Consider the following 19519-nt stretch of genomic DNA (forward strand, 5'->3'; position numbering starts at 1 on the left):
CTCCTGACCTTGTCGAGGCCATCCACGATGCGGCCGGCGAGGGTGCGGCCACATCGCCATCGCGGCCACAGGCGTATGCGACGAAAGTCGGAGACCGCCCGGCGTACGGCATCGACGCCGGTATGAGGTGGCGCGCCGCCGCCCTGGCTACGCTGAAGCGATGCTGTCGTACCGCGCGGCGCTGCGGCGGGTGGCCGCGCTCGGGCCACACGCGATCAGCGCGGCCTTCGTGGCGCTCTGCCTCTTCCTCACCGTCCTGGCGGTCAAGACGCCGTGGGCGCCGCTGCCGCGACCCGTCATCGCCGCCGCCGGGCTGGCAGGCACGGGTGCGGTGTGGTTCCGGGGCCGGTGGCCGGTCGCGGTGGCCGTCGCCGGGGCGGGCGCGTACGTGCTGTCGGGCAATCCGGGACCGCTGCTGATCAGCCTCTTCTCCGGCGCGGGCACGCGCTTCCTGGCACTGGCGGCGATCGGCATGGCGGGGTTCCTGGCCCAGCAGTGGGTGGACGGCGGCCGGTTGGGCACCGACGCGCTGATCTCGGCGATGACGGCCACCGGGGTCACGCTGGCGGCAGGGGCATACGCCACGACCCGCCGCGAACTGACCCGATCGCTGCGCGAGCGCGCCGAACGCGCCGAGACCGAGCAGCGTCTGCGCGACGAGCAGGCGAGGTCCGCTGAGCGCGGCCGGATCGCCCGGGAGATGCACGACGTGCTCGCGCACAAGGTAACGCTCATCTCGCTGCACTCCGGCGGCCTGGAGGTGAACGCGAGCGCAGGGCCGGAGCGCGTCGAGCGGGAGGCGGCGTTGATCAGGGTTAGCGCGCAGGAGGCACTCGAAGAGCTGCGCAAGATCCTTGGCGTGCTGCGCGCCGGGCCCGACGATGACGACGGCTTCCCCGACCTGCGGCGGCTGGTGGACTCCTGGGTATCGGCCGGCGGGACCGTTGCCCTGCACGGCGATATCGGCACGTGGCCACCGGAAACGGCCAGGGCCGCGCATCGCCTCGTCCAGGAGGGCCTGACCAATGCGCACAAGCACGCCCACGGGGCCCCGGTCACGGTCACGGCGACCGGGAGCAGGGAAGACGGCGTCACGATCGTGGTCGCCAACGGACGATCGCCCCAGCCGAGTCTGGAGACCGGCGCCGGGGTCGGTCTGGTGGGCCTGGCGGAGCGTTTCCGGCTGATCGGCGGAACCGTGCGCGGCGGGCCGGACGATGCGGGAGGCTGGCGTCTTGAGGGCCGGCTGCCGTGGCACGCCGCGGACGCATCCCCAAGGGAATCACATGATCAGGACACTGCTGGTTGACGACGAACCGCTGATCCGCGCGGGGCTGCGGTTCATCATCGACTCCGCACCCGACGTGGAGGTCGTGGGCGAGGCCGAGGACGGCAACCAGGCCGTCGACGCGGTCCGCCGCCTGGGGCCCGACGTCGTCCTGATGGACGTCAGGATGCCCCGGTACGACGGCCTGACCGCCACCGGGGCCATCCGCCGGCTCGCCCGGGCACCCGCGGTGATCATCCTCACCACGTTCGACAGCGACGAGCACATCTTCACCGCCCTGGAGGCGGGAGCCTGCGGGTTCCTGCTCAAGGACACCTCGCCCCACGACCTGATCCGGGCGATCCGTCTCGCGCACGGCGGTGACTCGATGCTGTCCCCGCAGGTCACTCGGCGGCTGATCCACCGGCTCACCACCGACCAGCCCATACGGCGCCGCCGTGACGCGCTCGCCCGGTTGGAGGCCCTGACCGGTCGCGAGCGCGAGGTGCTCACCGAGGTCGGGCTCGGCCGCTCCAACACCGAGATCGCAGCCCGCCTGAACATGAGCGAGGCCACGGTCAAGAGCCACATCTCCCACCTGTTCGACAAGCTCGCCGTCACGAACCGCGTACAGGTGGCCATCGCCGCCTACCGCGCCGGCCTGGTCGACTGACTCAGCCCAGCCCCGCCACGATCTCGCGACCGGGCCCCCGTCTGTTCGTCCAGCTCGCACCGCAGCTCATTTCGGCGCCTCCCGCTTGCTCCGCGACGAGCCGGCGCCCCCTGCCGTTGCGGGCTACATCGTGATGGCGGATCCGGAGGGAAACGAGTTCTGCTTGGACTGAACGACGGGGAACTTCACCCCGGTGAGGTCTTCGGAGACGGCCCACAGCCGCTGCTGGACGGCTACCTCGTACGACTCCGGGCTGGAGGTGACCAGCCGGGGGTGGCCCATGACCTCGAAGCGTCCGCCGGGACCGTAGTACTGACCGCCGAGCACGGCGGGGTCGGTGGCGGCGCGCAGGGTCGGCAACGCGCCCATCGCCGGCGTCTGGGTGATCAGCGGCGCGAGCCAGGTGAGCGGAAGCCGGAGGGCCGCGGGGGTGTTGCGGGCGAGCTCGGTGCTGGACATGCCGGGGTGCGCGGCCACCGCGACGGTGGTGCCGTGCGTGGCGAGCCGGCGCTGCAGCTCGTACGTGAACATCAGGTTGGCCACCTTGGACTGACCATAGGCGGCGACCCGGCTGTACGACCGCTCCCACTGCAGGTCGTCGAAGTGGATCGCGGCCCGGATGCGGTGGCCGGTGCTGCTGACCGTCACCACGCGCGAGCCGGGCACCGGCAGCATCAGGTCCAGCAGCAGCCCGGTGAGCGCGAAGTGGCCGAGGTGGTTGGTGCCGAACTGCATCTCGAAGCCGTCCCGGGTGGTCTGCTTCGGGGTGTACATCACGCCGGCATTGTTGATCAGCAGGTCAATCCGTTCGATTCGGGACCGCAGCGCCGCCGCCGCGGTCCGAACGGAGTCGAGCGAGGTCAGGTCCAGTGCCTGCACGGTCACGTCGCCGGTCATGCGGGCCGCGGCCTGCTCGCCCTTCTCGACGTTGCGCACGGCGAGCACCACGGACGCCCCGCGCTCGGCGAGCGCCTTGGCGGTCTCGTACCCCAGTCCGGTGTTGGCCCCGGTCACCACGGCCACCCGCCCGCGTTGGTCCGGAATGTTCGCCGTCGTCCACTTCTCGCCCATGTCAGGCTCCCCAACTAGCTAACGTACCGAAGGTATCTTGTGTCGACGACGTTAAAGTACTTTCGGTACGTTGTCAACGTACCGAAGGTACTTAAGTTAGGCTGGCGATCGTGACGTTCCAGCGGGCACGAACCGAAGAGCAGCGGGAGATCCGCCGACGGGCGATCCTCGACATGGCGTCGGCGATGCTCCACGAGATGCCCGTGGCCGCGGTCACCCTGAACGAGCTCAGCCGCCGGGTAGGCCTGGCGAAGCCGAACGTGCTGCGCTACTTCGAGTCTCGCGAGGCGGTGCTGCTAGAACTGCTCGACCGCTTCCTGCAGGAGTGGCTGACGGAACTGGCGGACGAGTTGGCCGCCGGCATCGACGAAAATCTACCCATGGCCGAGCGAGCGGCAGCGGTGGCAGAGATCCTCAGCCGCTCGCTCTCCAGTCGAATGGTGCTGTGCGACCTCTTCGGCGCACAGGGCAGCGTCCTGGAACACAACGTCTCCGTCGAGGTCGTAGCACGCTACAAGCGCGCCTCCCTGAACCGCCTGACAACCATGACCGCCCTGATCCAGAACTACCTGCCGGAGCTGGGCGAGAACGCGACACTGTTCAGCCTGCAAACCATGGTCATGGCCGGCGCACTGTCGGCGTACAGCACACCCCCACCCAGCCTGCAGGCGGCCTACCAGGCCGAGCCCGACCTCGCCCGCTTCCACTTGGAGCTGAAGGACTCCTTGAAGCTGGCCCTGACCGCAACCCTCCTGGGCGTGCTACCCCGCCGCTGACCTGCCTTGCACTGGACAGGTCCTGGAGCCTCGATCCCCGGTCGGGACCAGGCCCGTCGGGCAGGCGGCCCACCCGGATTGGTCACCTAGCTTGACGCTGGTGCCGCCGAGGCCGCAGTAGCCGTCTGGCACCTTGAAGAGGTATTGCTGGTGGGCAGTTCGCTTCAGGCAACAAATCGCGCTGGACCTCGCGACACTTGCTCCTACCCTCGGCGCCGGGACTGGCTGTGTCACAGATCTCGGCGGGCGCAGGCTCTCTGGTGGCGGGGACGTTGACGAGGGACAGGCGCACCTACCGGCAGATCCTGGGGCTCCGCCTGGAGCCGCGTACGCTGCGCGACACCGTCGCGCATATGCAGCTCAGGCGTCGGGCTGCCGGCCTGCCTCGCTGAGCAGTCGGTCACCGAGTTCGGTCCGCGAGTAGAGCACCTGCCGGCCCGCCCGGCGCGAGGTGAGCAGCCCGGCGGCACGCAGCGCCTGGAGGTGCACGCTGAGCGTCGGCGCGGAGAGCGCCATTTGAGTGGCGGCCTGGCTGGTCGACATCGGCAGGTCGAGCTGGGTCAGCAGGGCGGCCCGGGTCTGCCCGAGGACGCCGGCAAGCGCCGAGCCCGTCTGCTCGGGGTGCTCCTCCCAGAGCCGGCCGAGGCCGCGCGGGGAGTAGGAGACGCTGGGTGAATCCGGCTGCGCGGTCCGCACCAGGACGTCCGGCCAGGCGAAGGCGCACGGCACGAGGAACAGGCCGCGCCCGCCGCAGTCGGCGTGGCCCTCGTAGTACTTGACGATCCTCAGCGTCTGGTCGGCGAACGTAACCGACGGGTGCAGGTTGCTCATCATCCGGTCGACGCCGCCGTCGGCCAGGGCGTCGAGCCGGTAGGCGATGTCGTCGTTGAGTAACGCATTGATCCGCGGCCAGTCTGGGGCGATCGCAACCCGGTGGTACGCCTCGAGCGCCTCCGTGACGGGGCCGATGCCCGCATCCGGCCGGTCCACCAGCGCCTGGAGCAGGGCTCCCCGCCCTTCGCGGCCGGGCCCCTGCTGGGCGACCGGGTGGGCCGCCAGGTGCGCCAACTCCTGCGCCACGATCTCCGGATCGGCGTCGGCGATCTGCGCCAGCGCGTCCGCGAAGGTCGAGGACCGGCGACCCGGCGGCGGCACCAGGAAGTCGGGGATGTAGCCCTCCGGACGCACCAACGCCCGCAGTAGGTCGAGGTCGCGCTCGCGCAGCCGGCCCGCTCGCTCGGCGAATCTGTCCATCCAGGGACGGTGCAGGTGCCGCCCCTGCCTGCGGGCGGCCAGCGTACGCAGGCTGGCGACGGTCTCCATGAGGGGTGAGGCGGCGAAGCGTACGCGGGTCAAGTCCGTCGCCGTGAAGTGCAGGTGAATCACGCGGCCGCCCTTCCGATTAGCCCTGAGCCTAATCGTGGCCGTGTGCGTGACGTCAGGACAGACTGAGGCCATCCACGTTGACCACGGATAGGACATCGAAGATGCGCACGCTGATCTACACCGCCTTCGTCTCGCTGGACGGCGTCATCGACTCTCCCGGCGGCGGCACCGAGGCCCACCGCAGCGCCGGCTGGACCTTCAAGGACATCGAGTTCCTGCCCGAGGCGTACGAGCTCAAGGGCCGGGAGACCGAGGAGGCCACCGCGCTGATGTTCGGCCGGACCAGCTACGAGGTGTTCTCGCCGGTATGGCCAGACATGGTGGAGTTCGCCGCTCTCAAGGAACTGCCGAAGTACGTCGTCTCGACCACCCTCGGCCAGGACGCCCTCGTCGACAACTGGGGTGACATCACGATCCTGCGCTCCCTCGAGGACGTCGTGAAGGTCAAGGAGACCGACGGCGGCCCCATCTTCATCCACGGCAGCGCCACCCTCGCCCACAGCCTTTCCGACGCCGGCCTGATCGACCGCTACCACCTGCTGGTCTTCCCCGTGCTGCTCGGAGCCGGCAAGCGGATGTTCAGCGACACCGACAAGGACAAGCAGATGCTGAAGGTGGCCGAGTCCGAGACGTACGCCAACGGCATCACCAAACTCGTCTATGACGTCGTCCGCTGAGGTGGCCGTCATGACCCGCGAGTCGATGACTGAGGCCCTGCCCGCAGCGTACGAACGACTGCACGCGTACGGGCCGGAGTTCGGCGGCGACGAGGAGGGCAACCACGGGTTGACCAACCACGGTCCGATGGCCGTGGAGGTCATGGTCCGGCGGGGGCTCGACATCGACGTCGATGGCTGGCTCGACCGCTACGTACGCCGCCTGGCGGAGCTGCCCGGCACGAGCGCGGCCATCCAGCCCGGCGAGTGGCGCGCGGCGCTGGGCCAGGCGCGACGGCTGCCCGACTGGGCCGCGTACTTCCGGCACGAGCTGACCGAGCGCCCGTGGCAGGAAGTGCTCGCCGGGTGGTGGCCACGGCTGCTGCCGGGCATCGTGGCCGGCTCGACCCACGGCGTGATCCGGGTCGGTCACGCGGTGCGTACACTGCGCGGCACCGCTTGCGCCCCAGCACGCCAGACCCTCGACGAACTGGCCCACGGGCTGGCGTTCTGGGCGGCGCGCTACCGCGAGCTCGCCGGGGTGGTCGCGCCGGAGGGCACCCTCACAGCGCAACAGGCCCTGCCAGCCGTCACCCGGCTCAAAGAGCAAAACGGCTTCATCGCCCACCGGCTCGACCGGCTCGAGCGCAGCTCGGGCTGGACTGCGAGCCTGCGCGCGTTGAAACCCGCTGCGTCCGCCGAGGAGGTCCCGGCGCGGCTGGAGTCGCTCGTCGACAGCGCCGCCAAGGCGTACCTCAGGCTCGGCCACGGCTCGCCGGTCCTGCTGGTCCACGCCGCTACCGCGCCTAACGCCGTGCGGCACGTGCTCCCGGTCCTGCCGACCGAGCAGTGGCTGCCGAGCCTGACGGCGGCCTGGGCGGCCGTGGTGGCGGTCATCGCGACGTACGCCCCGGCCCGGCCGGCCCCGTGCGCGGAGATCGTCCGGCGCTATCCCGAGCTGACCCGCGAGGACGCGCTTCAGCGGGCAGCTGAGCACGGCGACGAGCACGTCCTGAAGTTCACCGACACGGCCGTCGAGTCGTACGACTGCACTGGCGACCCCGAGCTGCTCGCCGCGACCCTGCACGTCGGCGAGCTGATCGACCGTCCCTGACGCGAGCAAGGTCAGATCCCGACGACGACCTTGGTGCGGACGTGCGCGACCCCGAGGTGGCGCATCGCCCGTGCAACCCCGAACAACTTCGGCCTGAGTTGTTCGCCTCGGCCGAAATAAGCGAACCGAACAACTCGCCTGGCGATCCGGCAGAACGGCCCAGGATGACAAGACGTCAGAGGCCCGGAATCCCCTGGTTGACCACTCCTGGTAGGGCTTCCTTCCCAGCCCAAGAGACGAACGAGACCTCTGAGCAGGCGAGCCTGCTCCGCAAACGGATTCGGCCCTCGGACGGCGCCGGGATAGCCGGGCGGAAAAGGATCACGCCCGCTGTGTCCGGTTTCTGGCGCGAATTGGGCCAGACTCGTTGTGCCGTCGCTCGCGGTGACAGAGATCTGTCGTCTACTCTCCGATCCGGTCCGTCGCGGCAGCCCCGATCTCGCGGCCGAGTTCTGCGCTGCCATCGCCGACGACGAACTCCGCGTGATCGAGGTGACGCCTCACGACTATCGGCGAATGTCCGAGCTGCTCGCGGCCTACGCCTCGCTCCGTCTACAGGCTGTGGACGCCTGCGTGATAGCCCTTGCCGAGCGCTTCGACCTTCGCCAGGTCGCCACGCTGGATCAGCGCGACTATCTCGTCGTTGCCCCTCGTCATCTTCCCAAGGGGCAACGACTCACGATCCTGCCCGGCGACTGATCAGCTCTCAGGGGAAAAGGTCAGTACGGCCAGCCGGGGACGTTCAGCCGGACGCGGTAGAGGCCGAAGTTGCCGGTGTTCCCGCCGCGGGAAGGTGTGCCCGACGTGATGTACAGCGTTTGGCCGTCGGGGCCGCCGAAGGCGACGTTGGTGGTGTTCAGTCCGGCGGCGATGGTGCCGAGCTGTACGCCGGACGGCGCGTACACGTGGACCTTGCCATCATTGAAAGAGGCCTGGTAGAGGTTGCCGGCACAGTCGATGGTCGCGCCGTCCGAACCGGTCAGAGACGCGAAGTCGGCGCGGGAGCCGACACTGCCGTCGGGGTTGACGGGCCACTTGTAGATTCGGCCCGTGCCGTTGCCGCCGACGTAAAGCGTCTTGCCATCGGGGGAGAGCACGATGCCGTTCGGCTGCCGGATGGTGTCGTCGATCAGCGAGACGACGCCGTTTTTGACCCGGAACACGCCGGTGCGGCCGGACATCTGGTCGGGCCGGTTGGCACGCTGGAAGTCGGGGTCGGTGAAGTAGACGGTGCCGTCGGCGCCGACGGTGAGGTCATTCGGTGAGTTGAAGGCACGGCCTTGGTAGGAGGAGGCGACCACGCCGCGTGTCAGGCCGGGCAGGCTGAAGGAGGAGACGCTGCGCTGGTCGTGTGTCGCGGCCAGCAGGGTGCCGCCGTCCCGGCTGAGGGCCAGGCCGTTGCTGCCGGCGCTGGGGATGAGAGTCTGGAAGGTGTTCGGCTCGGTGTACCGCAGGACGTCCGAGGGCTGGACGCCTTCTGGCCCGGTGCCGTCGCGCATGAGCGACAGCAGCAGGGTCTGGGTGGTGGCGTCCCAGACCGGGCCTTCCAGGAAGTTGAACCCGTCCCGGATCTTGGTGGCGGTCACCGACGATGCCGGCAGCGGGTTGGGGTAGGTCGTGCCTGGCGTGCACGGTCCCACGCCGGGGCGCGGCGTGCCGGGCGTGGTGGTGACGGTCGGCGTGGGTGTCGGCGTCGGCGTCGGTGTCGGCGTCGGCGTCGGTGTCGGCGTCGGCGTCGGCGTCGGTGTCGGCGTCGGCGTCGGAGTCGGAGTGGCTGTGACCGTGGGGGTGGGGGTGAGGGTCACGGGGCCGCTGCACATGACACCGTTCAGCCAGAAGGTGGTGGGTACGGGGTTGGCTCCGGTGAGATTCGCGGTGAACGCCATGCCACTGGCTGTGGCGTTGGTGGCGATGGAGCCGTTGTAGGACATGCTGGTAGCAGTCACGTGCGTGCCGGACTGCGTCCAGGTGGCGTTCCAGCCGGACGCGATTCTCTGGCCGGAGTCGGGGAAGTCGAATTCCAGCTTCCAGCTGCTGATCGGGTCGCCGAGGTTGGTGATGGCCACGTCGCCTTGGAAGCCGCCGCTCCATTGGTTGACGATTTTGTAGGTCACCTTGCATGCGGCGGCGGCCGCAGCCGGCGTCGTCACCGTTGCGACTCCACCGGCGGCGACCAGCGCGGCCAGTCCGGTGGCCGCGACGGTGGCGAGACTTCGTCTCATCAGGAAGTCCTTTCGCGAACGACGACGGGCGACTGCCGCCCGTTTCAGGGTGCCGACCGGGGCCGGGAGGCCACCGGCACGCACGCGGCGCACCGCTGGCCCCGCGTCTCGAAATTAAGCGACTAAGTGGGCGGTCGCGATCGGTCGCCCGGTGCGGCGTTCGCCATGCGAGACGCGGTGTGCTCACCTTTGGTGCGGTGGCCGGTTGTCGCCACGCCGGTGGCCGCCTCAGCCTGGGTGAACGGGACCGTTGGCCCATCCGCCGAGCCGCTCGGCGCCGAAATGAGCCCTGGCCACGGCGCTGAAACATTCAGTCCGCGTTGAGCGTGCCGGGGCGTGCGTCGGGGGAACATGAGCGGTCCGGCCTTGTAGTGGAGGTTCTCGCCGAAAACGACTCTGGCCCTCGGTCGGCACCGGGTTAGCCGGGCAACCGAGAGCCAGGATCAGGCGGTTACCACAGGTCAGGTTTCGCCGATGGTCAGGCCGAGGGGCAGGAGACACCGGTGCCGCCAATACCGCAATAGCCGTTCGGCACCTTGAAAGGTACTGCTGGTGGTAGTCGAATCGCTGGCGCAATAAATCAGCGCTTACACGTGTACGAGGCGAACCGCCTTACCGCAGAGCTTGCTCATGTCGTCCTCGTCCGAGGTGAGGATGATGACGGGCCGGGTGGAGCGAAGAGCCGTGGCGGCCACGACGGCATCGATCGCGTACTTGTGGCCGTGAAGACCGCTCTCACGGAGCAGGCCCAGCGCGTGGACGGAGACCTCCTCGGTCACCGGCTCGACACGTAACCGGGACAGGTGCCAGCGCAACCGATCGTTTGTCACCCGCCCGTCGAAGGCCTCGATAGGCGTCAGGGCACTGACGGCAACGCGGAAGTCGTTGTTCTGCGCCTCTCGGACAATCGCCGTGACTCGCTGGTCGGCCACGCACCACTTCGAGAGCCCCTCGGAGTCAAGGATCACCGTCCCCGCACTCAGCTTGCTTCGTGCGCGTGCCATCCACGCTCCTCCTGCAGCTCCGGAGCGGACTTCACGCTACGGAACAGCTGCTCAGCCTCGTCCCGCAGATGCTGTGGGATGGGACCGAACTCGTTCTCGTTCGCCTGCAGGGCCTCCTCCAGCAGGTCCCGCTCGATCTGCCGCTCCACAGCGGCGTCCACGTAGGCAGAAAACCCGCGCGCGCCGACACGCTCCTTGATGGCGCGGATGTTGCCGGCCCGCAAGGAGACGCTCACCTTGGCCGCGGGCCCTTCCCCTGGCGGGAAGGCTTGCTCAGGCATACTCATGGCAGCAGTTTACTACTCCAAGTAGCAAACCACCGGCACCAGAAACATGAACCCTCCGAGTAGCGCGACGCCGCTCGGAGGTCTCACGATCCGGCTACTCCCCGCTGGAGGTCGTCAGGCCGATCGGACACGCCACGCCCGTGCCTCCGATCCCGCAGTAGCCGTTTGGCACCTTAAAAAGGTATTGCTGGTGGTAGCCCTTCACCTCAGGCAATAAATACGCGAGGACGAGCTACGCATCGGTGTTCTTGGAATGCCGTCGGGATGCATGGACGAGCCACACTGTTCGCGCCTCGTCATCGAATGATGTAGCGGACACGACCTCCACTCGTGATCTCGAACTCCGAGATCGACTCGAAGGCGACGCTGCCGTTCGACATTCGCTCGCGAGCGTGGATCTGCGCGCAGAGCTTCTAGACATCGCCATGTATTCGCCAGGGCGTGCCTGAAGAGCTCCTCCCACCTCTCAACGGCATCACCGGTCGTGCTCCCCCACAGGCCCACCGAAAGGGCGGCTGATAAGCCAGGCTGGACGTGTGAAGGACGACGGGCTCTACACGATCGGCCAGGTGGCGCGGCTCGCCGGGGTGCCGGTGCCGACGGTCCGGTACTACTCCGACGAAGGGCTGGTACCTCCAGCTGGCCGGTCGGCCGGCGGCTACCGGCTCTACGATCACGACGCCCTGGACCGGCTGGAACTCGTCCGTACGCTGCGAGATCTCGGCGTCGAGATCGCGACGATCACACGAGTGCTCGCCGACGCGCAGACTCTGAACGAGATCGCCGACGGGCAGATCGCGGCCATGGAGGACCAGATCCAGACCTTGCGGGTACGCCAGGCGGTGTTGCGCTACGTCACCACCCGCCGTACCGGCACGGCCGGAATCGCCCACGTGAACCGGCTCGCCCGGCTACCGGCGGAGCAGCGCAGGCAGCTGGTGGCCGATCTCGTGGCCGAAGCGACTCGCGGGCTCGACATGGAGCCCGCGTTCGCCGCGCACCTGCGCTCGATGCTGCCCGACCTGCCCGACGACCCATCGGTCGAGCAGCTCGACGCGTGGCTGGAGCTGGCGCACCTGGTCGGCGACCCCCACTTCCGGGAGAGCGTACGCGAGGCGTTCGAGCGGCACGCGACGGACCGCTCCTCCGGCGCCGAGCACGGCGACCTCGAGAGCTGGGCGCGAGCCGAGCAGGCCACGCTGGACCTCGTCGGCCGCGCCCTGGCGGACGGGATTCCGCCGGTCTCCGCCCTGGCCCGGCCCATCGTGAACGAGCTGGTCGCCGTCTTCGCCCAGGCCCACCGGCGGTCCGACGACGCCGGGTTCCGGCTCTGGCTCGCCGAGCGGATCCGCATCGGGGCCGACCCTCAGGTCTCCCGATACTGGCAACTGCTGGCCATGATCAACGGTACGCCCCCGAAACCCGATCCGGTCCCTGCGGCCCGCTGGCTCCTCGCCGCACTCGACCCCCGCGTACCCGACCTTTAGGGAACGGGATGGTGCCGGAGCGCCTGAGTGAACCAGTCGAACGCCGGCGCCAGGCTCGGCGGCGCCGGCCAGCCGTTGATCGTGGACAGCAGGGCGAAGTACCGCTCCGTACGGGGATCATTGGCGATCTCCAGCCGAGTCAGCAGCTTCCGGCGGTACTCGGCACTGTCGAGATGGCCGAATGTCGCGGTGTATCCGGCGATCAGCTCGACCAGCACCATTCGCGCCTGCTGCGAACCCGGCTCGACCCCGTCCGCCTGCGCCTGCCGCACCCGTTCCCGGACCAGCTCGGTCACCTCGTGGTGCAGGCCGGTCTGATCCCCGGCCGCCCTCTCGGCCGCCTGATGCTCGGCCATCCTGCGGACCCTGGCCTTGAAGTCGGCATCACGGACCAGCTCGGACAGCTCCGTCCAGGCGCCCAACTGCTCAGGGCTGGGAGCGGCGGGCATCTCAGGCACCACCGTACGCAGCATGGCGACGAAGTCCGGGTTGGCGTCCAGATCACCGAAAGTCTCGTCGATGAAGTCGTTGATGAGGCGCTTGCCATCCTCAGCGGACGGCGTCACGTATCGCGGCATGGAATGCGCTCTCCCGGAGTCGGATCGGATGGGTCGCGGACGGCGGAAACGAGCACGTGCCGCCCACGGCATCGATCCTGGAGTCTCCGGTTACTTGAGACTCAAGTGCCGGTCCAAACAAAGGCTCAGCCCACAACGCGATCAGGTGCCGGGAATCTGGCTGTCCGGGCCGCCGTCGACAAGCTCATGGACCACGTGAGCCCGCTCTCAAACTCCAATGACCCGCAATTACGGACCATCGGTTCGAAGGGTTACGCCTCGCCGGCGGTGAGGCCGACGGGCTCGCGCCCGTGCCGTTCGATCAACAGATCACTGCTCAGGACCGCGGGGCGGGACGGCGCTCAGAGCTGTTCCGGTAGCAGCATGAACGCACCGGTGTGGTGAGGACGGACGACGGTGAAGTGGCGGCGGTCAAGTGTTGCCACTTCCATGACGCCGAGTCGCTCAGCAATGGCGATCACAGAGGCGTCAACCGCCCCGAGTGGGAGACTTGCGTACGTCTCCACCAGGTCGCTCATACGCTGCAGATCACGTTCTGTGAGATCCACCAAGGTCAGGCCTGCTTCAAAGGAGCGCAGAAACGCCGCCTCCGCTTTGCTCCCCTGCCGCTTCTCGACGAGTTGGCATACCTCGGTGACCACGCTCGCGGGGACGAGCAAGGGCCCTGGATGGGTCCGCAGAAGTCGGGCTCAGGCCTGATGATGGCGGTCCCGGACGTTCACGGCCGCAACCAACGGACCCGAGTCGATGACGATCACAAAGAGTGATTGTCCTCCGCGCGGAGGATCTCCTCCGAGCGTTCCGCGAAATCCGGCTCCGCTTCGAGCATGCCGATGAACGGCAGGTCGCGTACCACAGGCGGCTCTTCGAGCTGATCGCGGACGAGCCTGAGCAGAGGAGCCACCTTCTCCTCTGGCAGCCGATCAACCAGGTGGTGGAGTTCCTCGCGCATCACGCTCATGTATCGAGTGTAATCAGCGGGACCGCCCCGGACAGCCGCGCGGCGCGGCAGCTGATCGCAACCCGCTGAGAGCGGCTGTGCCGGCCCGGGGCAGCCCGGGCTCCGGGCCGACTGGTTCCTGTGAGATCAAGCGTCACCCGCGGTCAGGCCGACGGGGCAGCTCACACCGGTGCCGCCGATGCCGCAGTAGCCGTTGGGCACCTTAAAGAGGTATTGCTGGTGATAGCAGTTCGCTTCAGGCAATAATTCGCGGCTAGCGTGGCCTGGAGCGGAAGTCAGCCCAGAGGTCGACCGCCTGCTGCAAGTCGAGAGCGGCGACATCCTCGCGAGACATGCCGACGGTGTAGATCAAGCGATCCGCGAGCCAATCCGGCACCGGCTCCCTGGGAGGCGGTTGCTCCACGCGAATGTGCCCGGCCAGCGCGCCCAGGCGTTCGATGATCCGGCCAAGCTGCACTACCTCAGGACGCCCCTTGCCAGCGGCACGAACCCTGGCTGTGGCCTCGGCGTAGACCTCATCGCCGTTCGGCGACCGGCGATCGCGGATACCATGCGCGGAGCTGGATCTACTGCACGATCAGCCGGGACCGCGCGGGCGTCAAGCTCGGCGTCCCCCGTCAGTCAAGCGGGCTGCCGAAGCGCTGATCGAGCGCCGAGGGTGGAACGTGGTGGACGTTTACTGAGACGAGGAAACGATCGAGCGTCTCGGCCACGCAGATGAAAGCCCAAGTCAGCGGATTCTGACCTGGGCTTTCGTCGGGTGGGCGCTCAGCGAAGCGCCTCGGTCGGCGAAACCCTGGCGGCGCGCCACGCTGGGTATCCACCGGCAACGCCACCGATGAGCATGGCCGCGGCCAGCCCGGTGCCGGCCGCCCAGAGCGGGATCACCACAGGCCAGCCCTCGTGGAGCGCGTACGCGGAGGCCAGTGCCGCCCCGAAAAGGACGCCGGCCAGCCCGCCGGCGCCCGACAGGGTCAGCGACTCCGCGAGGAACTGGAGCCGGATGTGCCGGCGGGTCGCGCCCAGGGAGCGGCGCAGCCCGATCTCCGATCGCCTTTCCAGCACCGACACGATCATCGTGTTGGCCACCCCGACGCCGCCGACGAGCAGCGCCACGGCTCCGAGGCTGAGCAGCAGGGCGGTCAAGGTGTCGCCGGCAGCGCGCTTGGCGATCAGCGCGTCCGAGGGGCGGGAGACCTGGACCTCGTCGGGCGTCTCGGGGTCGGCGGTGCCCGCCAGGATCGCGCGCACCGATTCGACCGTCGCGTCGTACGTACGCACGTACACCGTCGTCGGGTGACCGTCGAAGCGGAGCAGACGCTCGGCCACGTCCCAGCCGATGAGGGCGGCCGAGTCGAGCTCGGGCGCCAGCGGGGTGGGCGTCAGTATGCCGGTGACCGTGAACCAGTGGCCGCCCAGCCAGACCTGCTCCCCCGGCGCCACCACGTTGAGCCGGACGGCAGCAGCGGAGCCGAGCACGGTCACCGGGAAACGCGCAGTCGCGGCGTTGAGGAACGCCCCCCGGGCGAGCGTGGTGCGCAGCGTGTCCGGCAGGTCGGGACGTGCGGCCAGGACCGCCAGGCTGCCGGTCTGGATCGGCGGGATCAGGTCGCTGCGGTAGGCCGACGCCGTCACCGTGCCAGTCGCGGTCACCGCGGTCACCGCAGGGATCCCGGCGATCATCATCGGCGCCTCCGGGGGCAGGTGCGTGGGCGCACCGTCCATCGACGCACCGGGGGCGACGGTCAGAAGGTTGGTGCCCAGGACGGCGAGCCGCCGGTTGAGGTTCTCGGTGCTGGAGGCGGTCACGCCCACGACGCAGACCATGGCCGCGATGCCGATCGCAATGCCGAGCGCGGCCAGCGCCATCCGTCCCGGGCGGGCACGCAGCCCGGCCGCCCCCGTCCGGAGTACGTCGCGGGGGAGCAGTCGCGACCTCATGCGACCACCCGGCCGTCGCGCAGCTCGATCCGACGGTCCAGGGCTGCGGCGACGTCGCGGTCGTGCGTGATGACCACGACGGTGGAACATAGGCCGCGCAGCAAGCGCAGCACGTTGGCGCCGGAGGCCGAGTCGAGATTGCCGGTGGGCTCGTCGGCCAGCAATACGTCAGGGTCGCCGACGACCGCGCGGGCGACCGCGACCCGCTGACGTTCGCCGCCGGACAGCTCGTGCGGGCGGTGGGTGAGCCGGTCGCCGAGACCGACCCGGCGCAGCGCATCGGCGGCCCGTTCCCTCCTGGTCCCGGCCGGTACGCCCCGGTACAACAGACCGTCGGCCACCAGGTCGACCGCCCGTACGCCGGGGGTCAGGTGGAAGCGCTGGAAGACGAAGCCGATCACGTGGCCGCGCAGCGCCGACAACGTCCTGTCCGGAAGACCGCGCAGCCGATGCCCGGCGAGGGTGACCGATCCAGAGGTGGGGACGTCCAGAGCCCCCATGATGTGCAGCAACGTTGACTTGCCCGACCCGGAGGGGCCGACCACCGCGACCTGTTCACCGGGCTCCACGTTGAGGCTGATCCCTTCGAGCGCGACCACGCCGGGGTACTCCTTGCGTACGTCCTCAAATGTGATCACGAGGGAACTCCGACCAGTGTGCCTGCGGCCACACCACGCACCTCGACCCGGCCGTCGGCGAACAGGCCCACCTCCACCGGGACCTGGCGGATGCCGACGCGCACCGCGTAGCCGCCGCCGGGCCGGGCGAGCAGCGCGGTCACCGGCACCGTCAGCACGTTCTTCGCGCTCGCACCGCGCAGCCCGACGACGACCGGCGCCTGGTCGAACCGCCCGAGGGCCTTCTGGTCGCGGGTCGTGACGGTGACCGCGATCGTCGAGGGCCCGCCCTCCTGGTGCGCCGCGCTCGCCACCCGCCCGACCGTGGCCACCCGGCCGCGTACGGTCCGGCCGTCGGGCAGCGTGATCACGGCCGCCGAGCCACGCCTGGCCAGATCCTGCAGGGCGACGTCGAGAGCGACCGTCACGACCCGCCTGGTCCCTGAGTACGTCAGCACCGGCCCCGAGGCCGGATCTCCGAGATGGGCGCTGACCGCCGCCACCCGGACGGGGCCAGGGGTGACCACGAGACTCGACGGTTCCACCACACCGGTGCGCGGTAGGTGCAGCTTTCGCTGCCAGGCGCGTACTGCGGTCGAGGTGGCGGTGCTGAAGTGGCCGTCGACGGTGAAGCCGCGGTAGCCGAGGGCCCAGAGGTTGCGCTCGACCAGCCGTACGTCGCGGCCGGACAGGCCCGGGCGGAGCGTGCGGTAGAGCGGCAGCGGGCCGTAGAACAACGGGACCGGCCGGTCGTCGGCCCGGAAGACCGCGCGACCGCGGCGCAGTACGGCGGCGGGGGCGGGCAGCCAGGTGATCGTGCCTTGGCCGGCGCCCGGCACCGGGACCGTCGTGCCGTAACCCAGGACGCCGTTGACCGGTTCGGTCCTGGTCAGGGTCTGGCGGAGGACCGGTTCGACCGCCTGCGGCGCGGTCGGCGGGACGGTTGTCCCGCCCCCTAGCCCAGCCGCCCCCGCGGCGATCGCGCCCGCGCACGCCAGCGCCGCGGCGCCCAGGAGGAGAGCCCGCCTCACCTTTTCTTCTCCTTCTCCTCGGGCAGTCGGTTGCGGCAGGCGGCGAGCGCGGCCTTGTAGGCGGGGTCGGCGTTGAGCTGCTCTCGGTTCATGTGCTCCATCCGGCCGAGCATGCGCATGTTGCCGTCCGGAAGCGGATCGGTCATCTGGATCTGGTGCGCGCGCATGCACTGCGCGAACGCGCGCAGCTTGGCCATGTCCTCGGCCGGAGGCCGTGCGTGGCGTTCGGCCTCGCCGCCGGGCAGGAGCGGACGGCATTTCGCGGCCGCCGCCTGAGCGTCGGCCGGCACGTTGTTCACATCGACCGGCTCGGGCAGCGGATGCCCCTGGCGGCGCATGCAGGCGGCATACGCGGCCGTCGACCCCGCGCCCGGGGGCGGTGTCGTCGTGGTCGTGGGGGCGCCGCATGCAGCGGTCACCAGCACAAGCAGCACGATTCGTCTCATGCGCCAAGATCTAGCGATCGGGTGGTGATACGGCCGCTACCGCCGATGTCGGACGGATGTCATCCGCTCCGCGCACAATGTGCACATGCGTGTCTTGGTGGTCGAGGACCATGAGGTGCTCGCGGCCCGGCTGGCCGAAGGCCTGCGAGACGCCGGCCTCGCCGTCGACGTGGTCGGCGACGGGGCGGCGGCGCTGGAGGCCGCGGACGGTACGGCGTACGACGTGATCGTGCTGGACCGCGACCTGCCGGTGGTGCACGGGGACCGCGTGTGCCGCACGCTCGCCGGGCGCGGTCCCCGCATCCTGATGCTGACCGCCGCCGCGTCGGTCGACGACCGCGTGGACGGCCTGGAACTCGGCGCGGACGACTACCTGGGCAAGCCGTTCGCCTTCCACGAGTTGGTCGCACGGATCAGGACCCTGGGCAGGAGGGCTCCGTCGGCCCCGCCCGTGGTCCGCGTGAGCGACCTGACCGTCGACCGCGCCCGTCACCGCGCCGCCCGTGGTCAGCGCGCGCTTTCGCTGACGCGCAAGGAGTTCGGCGTGCTGGAGATGCTCGTGGCCGCCGAGGGGGCGGTCGTCAGCGCCGAGGATTTGCTGGAACACGTCTGGGATGCGCACGCCGACCCGTTCAGCAACATCGTGTCGGTCACCATGGCCCGGCTTCGTCGCAAGCTCGGACCGCCGCCGCTGATCGAGACCGTCGTCGGGCGGGGTTATCGGCTGTGATCAGCGTCCGGGCCCGGCTGACCCTGCTCTACGTCGCACTGTTCGCCGTCTGCGGCGCCGTCGTCGTCACCGTCTCATACGGACTGGTCGCAGGGCTTCCCGAAGCCTCGGCGGAACGGAGCGTCCGCCCGGCCGCTCACGAGATCGACATGTTCCTCGCCAGGTGCCAAGATCAGCATTACACCGCCGACCAGACCTTCAAGCACAAGTGCGACCAGTCCTATCGGGAGGGCCTGGCCGACGGAGCGCAGAATCAGCGGCAGTTCACACTCGACAGCCTGCTCCAATACTCCACGCTGACGCTGCTGGCCGCCATTGTGCTGTCGGCCGCTGCCGGATGGCTTCTGGCCGGCCGCGCGCTGCGTCCGGTCGAGGCCGCGCACGCCGCTCAGCGCCGGTTCGTCTCCAACGCCGCCCACGAGCTGCGTACGCCGCTGACCGTGATGCGCACGGCCGTCGACGTCGTGTTGGCCAAATCCGCGCCTACGAACGCCGAACTGACCGGCATGGGGCACGAGGTGGCCGCGGTCGTACAGCAGGCGGAAGGGCTGATCGACGGCCTGCTCACGCTGGCCCGCGCCGAGCGGCCACCGACCCGCCAGGAGGTGGACCTGGCCACGGTGGCCGAAGACGTCATCGACACCGTGGACCGGTCCGTCCACGCTCGGCTCGGTCCCGCTCCCGCGGCCGGCGATCCTGTCATGCTCGAACGCCTGGTCGCCAACCTGGTCGACAACGCGATGCGCTACAACGTGCCGGGCGGCGAGGTTTGGGTGGAGACCTCCTGTCGTGACGGCCGCGCACTGCTCACGGTCGCCAACACCGGTCCTGTGATCGACCCGTCGTCGGTGCCCGGGTTGTTCGAGCCGTTCCGCCGGCTGGTGGATCGGACCAGTACTCAAGGGCATGGACTCGGCCTGGCGATCGTGGCGCAGATCGCGGCGGCGCACGAGGGCGCCGTGACCGCCGAGGCGCGCCCGGACGGTGGGCTGAAGGTCACGTTCGCACTACCAAGCCGCTAGGCCTGTACGGGGTTCGGATCTTCAAGCCAGGAGGCTTCGGATCCACAAGATGGCGCCTCGTAAGTAGAGGCCGGCGAGATACTCTCGGGGGTCTTGTCGAAGCGGAAGGCCAGACCGCGCCACTCCTAGGGCGCGTATCGGGTTGTGATCAAGGGGTGGTCCGGGTGAGGTCTTTGATCCAGATCATCGCAGCGCGGAGGTGGAGGCCGGCGAGGTAGCTCGCAGGAGTCTTGTCGTAGCGGGTGGCGAT

General features: G+C 69.4%; 22 protein-coding genes and 2 pseudogenes. 9 read left to right on the forward strand and 15 right to left on the reverse strand.

What is annotated here, in order from left to right:
* The first annotated feature begins 160 nt into the window (after positions 1–160).
* Complete coding sequence (locus FH610_RS32570) at positions 161–1309, forward strand: sensor histidine kinase (RefSeq protein WP_139579061.1); 1149 nt, start codon at positions 161–163, stop codon at positions 1307–1309.
* Complete coding sequence (locus FH610_RS32575; protein ID WP_139579062.1) at positions 1287–1940, forward strand: response regulator transcription factor; 654 nt, start codon at positions 1287–1289, stop codon at positions 1938–1940. Before FH610_RS32570 ends, FH610_RS32575 begins: the two co-directional genes overlap by 23 nt.
* Before the next feature lie 123 nt (positions 1941–2063).
* Here FH610_RS32575 and FH610_RS32585 read toward each other — a convergent pair whose 3' ends face one another.
* Positions 2064–3011 carry an SDR family NAD(P)-dependent oxidoreductase gene (locus FH610_RS32585; RefSeq protein WP_139579063.1) on the reverse strand — a complete coding sequence of 316 codons (948 nt, stop codon included), beginning with the start codon at positions 3009–3011 and terminating at the stop codon, positions 2064–2066.
* A 110-nt stretch (positions 3012–3121) separates the two neighbouring features.
* Between FH610_RS32585 and FH610_RS32590 the strand changes: the two genes are divergently transcribed.
* The gene (locus FH610_RS32590) at positions 3122–3787 is read left to right on the forward strand and encodes a TetR/AcrR family transcriptional regulator (protein ID WP_139579064.1); all 666 of its coding nucleotides are present in this window, start codon (positions 3122–3124) and stop codon (positions 3785–3787) included.
* 360 nt (positions 3788–4147) lie between these two features.
* Here FH610_RS32590 and FH610_RS32600 read toward each other — a convergent pair whose 3' ends face one another.
* Entirely contained in the window at positions 4148–5173 is a 1026-nt protein-coding gene (locus tag FH610_RS32600; protein ID WP_205826227.1) for a DUF5937 family protein, read from the reverse strand.
* Positions 5174–5274: 101 nt separating this feature from the next.
* Here FH610_RS32600 and FH610_RS32605 point away from each other — a divergent pair, with 101 nt between their 5' ends.
* The 3 genes from FH610_RS32605 (at position 5275) to FH610_RS32615 (ending at position 7642) form a co-directional block, all read left to right on the forward strand.
* Positions 5275–5850 (forward strand): dihydrofolate reductase family protein, encoded by a 576-nt coding sequence (locus FH610_RS32605; RefSeq protein WP_139579067.1) that lies wholly within the window; start codon positions 5275–5277, stop codon positions 5848–5850.
* Positions 5851–5860: 10 nt separating this feature from the next.
* The gene (locus FH610_RS32610) at positions 5861–6943 is read left to right on the forward strand and encodes a questin oxidase family protein (protein WP_205826228.1); all 1083 of its coding nucleotides are present in this window, start codon (positions 5861–5863) and stop codon (positions 6941–6943) included.
* Between the two features lie 369 nt (positions 6944–7312).
* Positions 7313–7642, forward strand: a complete 330-nt coding sequence (locus FH610_RS32615) for a PIN domain-containing protein (protein ID WP_161628134.1) — start codon at positions 7313–7315, stop codon at positions 7640–7642.
* Between the two features lie 20 nt (positions 7643–7662).
* Here the strand turns inward: FH610_RS32615 and FH610_RS32620 are convergent, their stop codons facing one another.
* The 5 genes and pseudogenes from FH610_RS32620 to FH610_RS44800 all read right to left on the reverse strand — a co-directional run.
* Complete coding sequence (locus FH610_RS32620) at positions 7663–9165, reverse strand: SMP-30/gluconolactonase/LRE family protein (RefSeq protein ID WP_205826229.1); 1503 nt, start codon at positions 9163–9165, stop codon at positions 7663–7665.
* Positions 9166–9626: 461 nt separating this feature from the next.
* A pseudogene (locus FH610_RS44795) lies at positions 9627–9726 on the reverse strand (peptide-methionine (S)-S-oxide reductase MsrA); the annotation flags it as partial.
* Between the two features lie 26 nt (positions 9727–9752).
* Positions 9753–10169 (reverse strand): PIN domain-containing protein, encoded by a 417-nt coding sequence (locus FH610_RS32630; RefSeq protein ID WP_139579070.1) that lies wholly within the window; start codon positions 10167–10169, stop codon positions 9753–9755.
* Positions 10145–10456, reverse strand: coding sequence for a hypothetical protein (locus tag FH610_RS32635; RefSeq protein ID WP_205826230.1), 312 nt, complete (start codon positions 10454–10456; stop codon positions 10145–10147). The genes FH610_RS32630 and FH610_RS32635 overlap by 25 nt, the downstream gene beginning before the upstream one ends.
* A gap of 94 nt (positions 10457–10550) precedes the next feature.
* A pseudogene (locus tag FH610_RS44800) lies at positions 10551–10652 on the reverse strand (peptide-methionine (S)-S-oxide reductase MsrA); the annotation flags it as partial.
* A 340-nt stretch (positions 10653–10992) separates the two neighbouring features.
* Here FH610_RS44800 and FH610_RS32650 point away from each other — a divergent pair.
* Positions 10993–11943 carry a helix-turn-helix domain-containing protein gene (locus FH610_RS32650; RefSeq protein WP_161628135.1) on the forward strand — a complete coding sequence of 317 codons (951 nt, stop codon included), beginning with the start codon at positions 10993–10995 and terminating at the stop codon, positions 11941–11943.
* On the opposite strand, the gene FH610_RS32655 is transcribed toward FH610_RS32650, so the two are convergent.
* The 8 genes from FH610_RS32655 to FH610_RS43965 all read right to left on the reverse strand — a co-directional run bounded on the left by FH610_RS32655 (position 11940) and on the right by FH610_RS43965 (position 17517).
* Complete coding sequence (locus tag FH610_RS32655; protein ID WP_139579072.1) at positions 11940–12521, reverse strand: hypothetical protein; 582 nt, start codon at positions 12519–12521, stop codon at positions 11940–11942. The two genes, FH610_RS32650 and FH610_RS32655, sit on opposite strands and share 4 nt — an antisense overlap.
* Before the next feature lie 341 nt (positions 12522–12862).
* A complete protein-coding gene (locus tag FH610_RS32660; protein ID WP_276607720.1) occupies positions 12863–13180 on the reverse strand; it encodes a type II toxin-antitoxin system VapC family toxin in 318 nt (105 codons plus the stop codon).
* A gap of 95 nt (positions 13181–13275) precedes the next feature.
* A complete protein-coding gene (locus tag FH610_RS32665) occupies positions 13276–13482 on the reverse strand; it encodes a hypothetical protein (RefSeq protein ID WP_139579074.1) in 207 nt (68 codons plus the stop codon).
* A 253-nt stretch (positions 13483–13735) separates the two neighbouring features.
* Positions 13736–13939 (reverse strand): hypothetical protein, encoded by a 204-nt coding sequence (locus FH610_RS43960; protein ID WP_205826231.1) that lies wholly within the window; start codon positions 13937–13939, stop codon positions 13736–13738.
* Between the two features lie 311 nt (positions 13940–14250).
* Positions 14251–15423, reverse strand: coding sequence for an ABC transporter permease (locus FH610_RS32680; protein WP_139579075.1), 1173 nt, complete (start codon positions 15421–15423; stop codon positions 14251–14253).
* Positions 15420–16061, reverse strand: coding sequence for an ABC transporter ATP-binding protein (locus FH610_RS32685; protein ID WP_139579076.1), 642 nt, complete (start codon positions 16059–16061; stop codon positions 15420–15422). Before FH610_RS32685 ends, FH610_RS32680 begins: the two co-directional genes overlap by 4 nt.
* On the reverse strand, positions 16058–17071 hold the full coding sequence (locus FH610_RS32690) for a peptidoglycan-binding protein (protein ID WP_205826232.1): 1014 nt from the start codon (positions 17069–17071) through the stop codon (positions 16058–16060). The genes FH610_RS32685 and FH610_RS32690 overlap by 4 nt, the downstream gene beginning before the upstream one ends.
* Positions 17068–17517, reverse strand: a complete 450-nt coding sequence (locus FH610_RS43965) for a hypothetical protein (protein ID WP_205826233.1) — start codon at positions 17515–17517, stop codon at positions 17068–17070. The genes FH610_RS32690 and FH610_RS43965 overlap by 4 nt, the downstream gene beginning before the upstream one ends.
* 85 nt (positions 17518–17602) lie before the next feature.
* On the opposite strand from FH610_RS43965, the gene FH610_RS32695 reads away from it, so the two are divergent.
* Together FH610_RS32695 and FH610_RS32700 are read left to right on the forward strand one after the other, a co-directional pair.
* Positions 17603–18247: a response regulator transcription factor gene (locus FH610_RS32695; protein WP_139579078.1), complete on the forward strand. Its 645-nt coding sequence runs from the start codon at positions 17603–17605 to the stop codon at positions 18245–18247.
* Positions 18244–19269, forward strand: a complete 1026-nt coding sequence (locus FH610_RS32700; RefSeq protein WP_139579079.1) for a sensor histidine kinase — start codon at positions 18244–18246, stop codon at positions 19267–19269. Before FH610_RS32695 ends, FH610_RS32700 begins: the two co-directional genes overlap by 4 nt.
* The last annotated feature ends 250 nt before the right edge of the window (positions 19270–19519 follow it).

The organism is Microbispora catharanthi, from assembly GCF_006334915.2.
GTDB lineage: Bacteria > Actinomycetota > Actinomycetes > Streptosporangiales > Streptosporangiaceae > Microbispora > Microbispora catharanthi.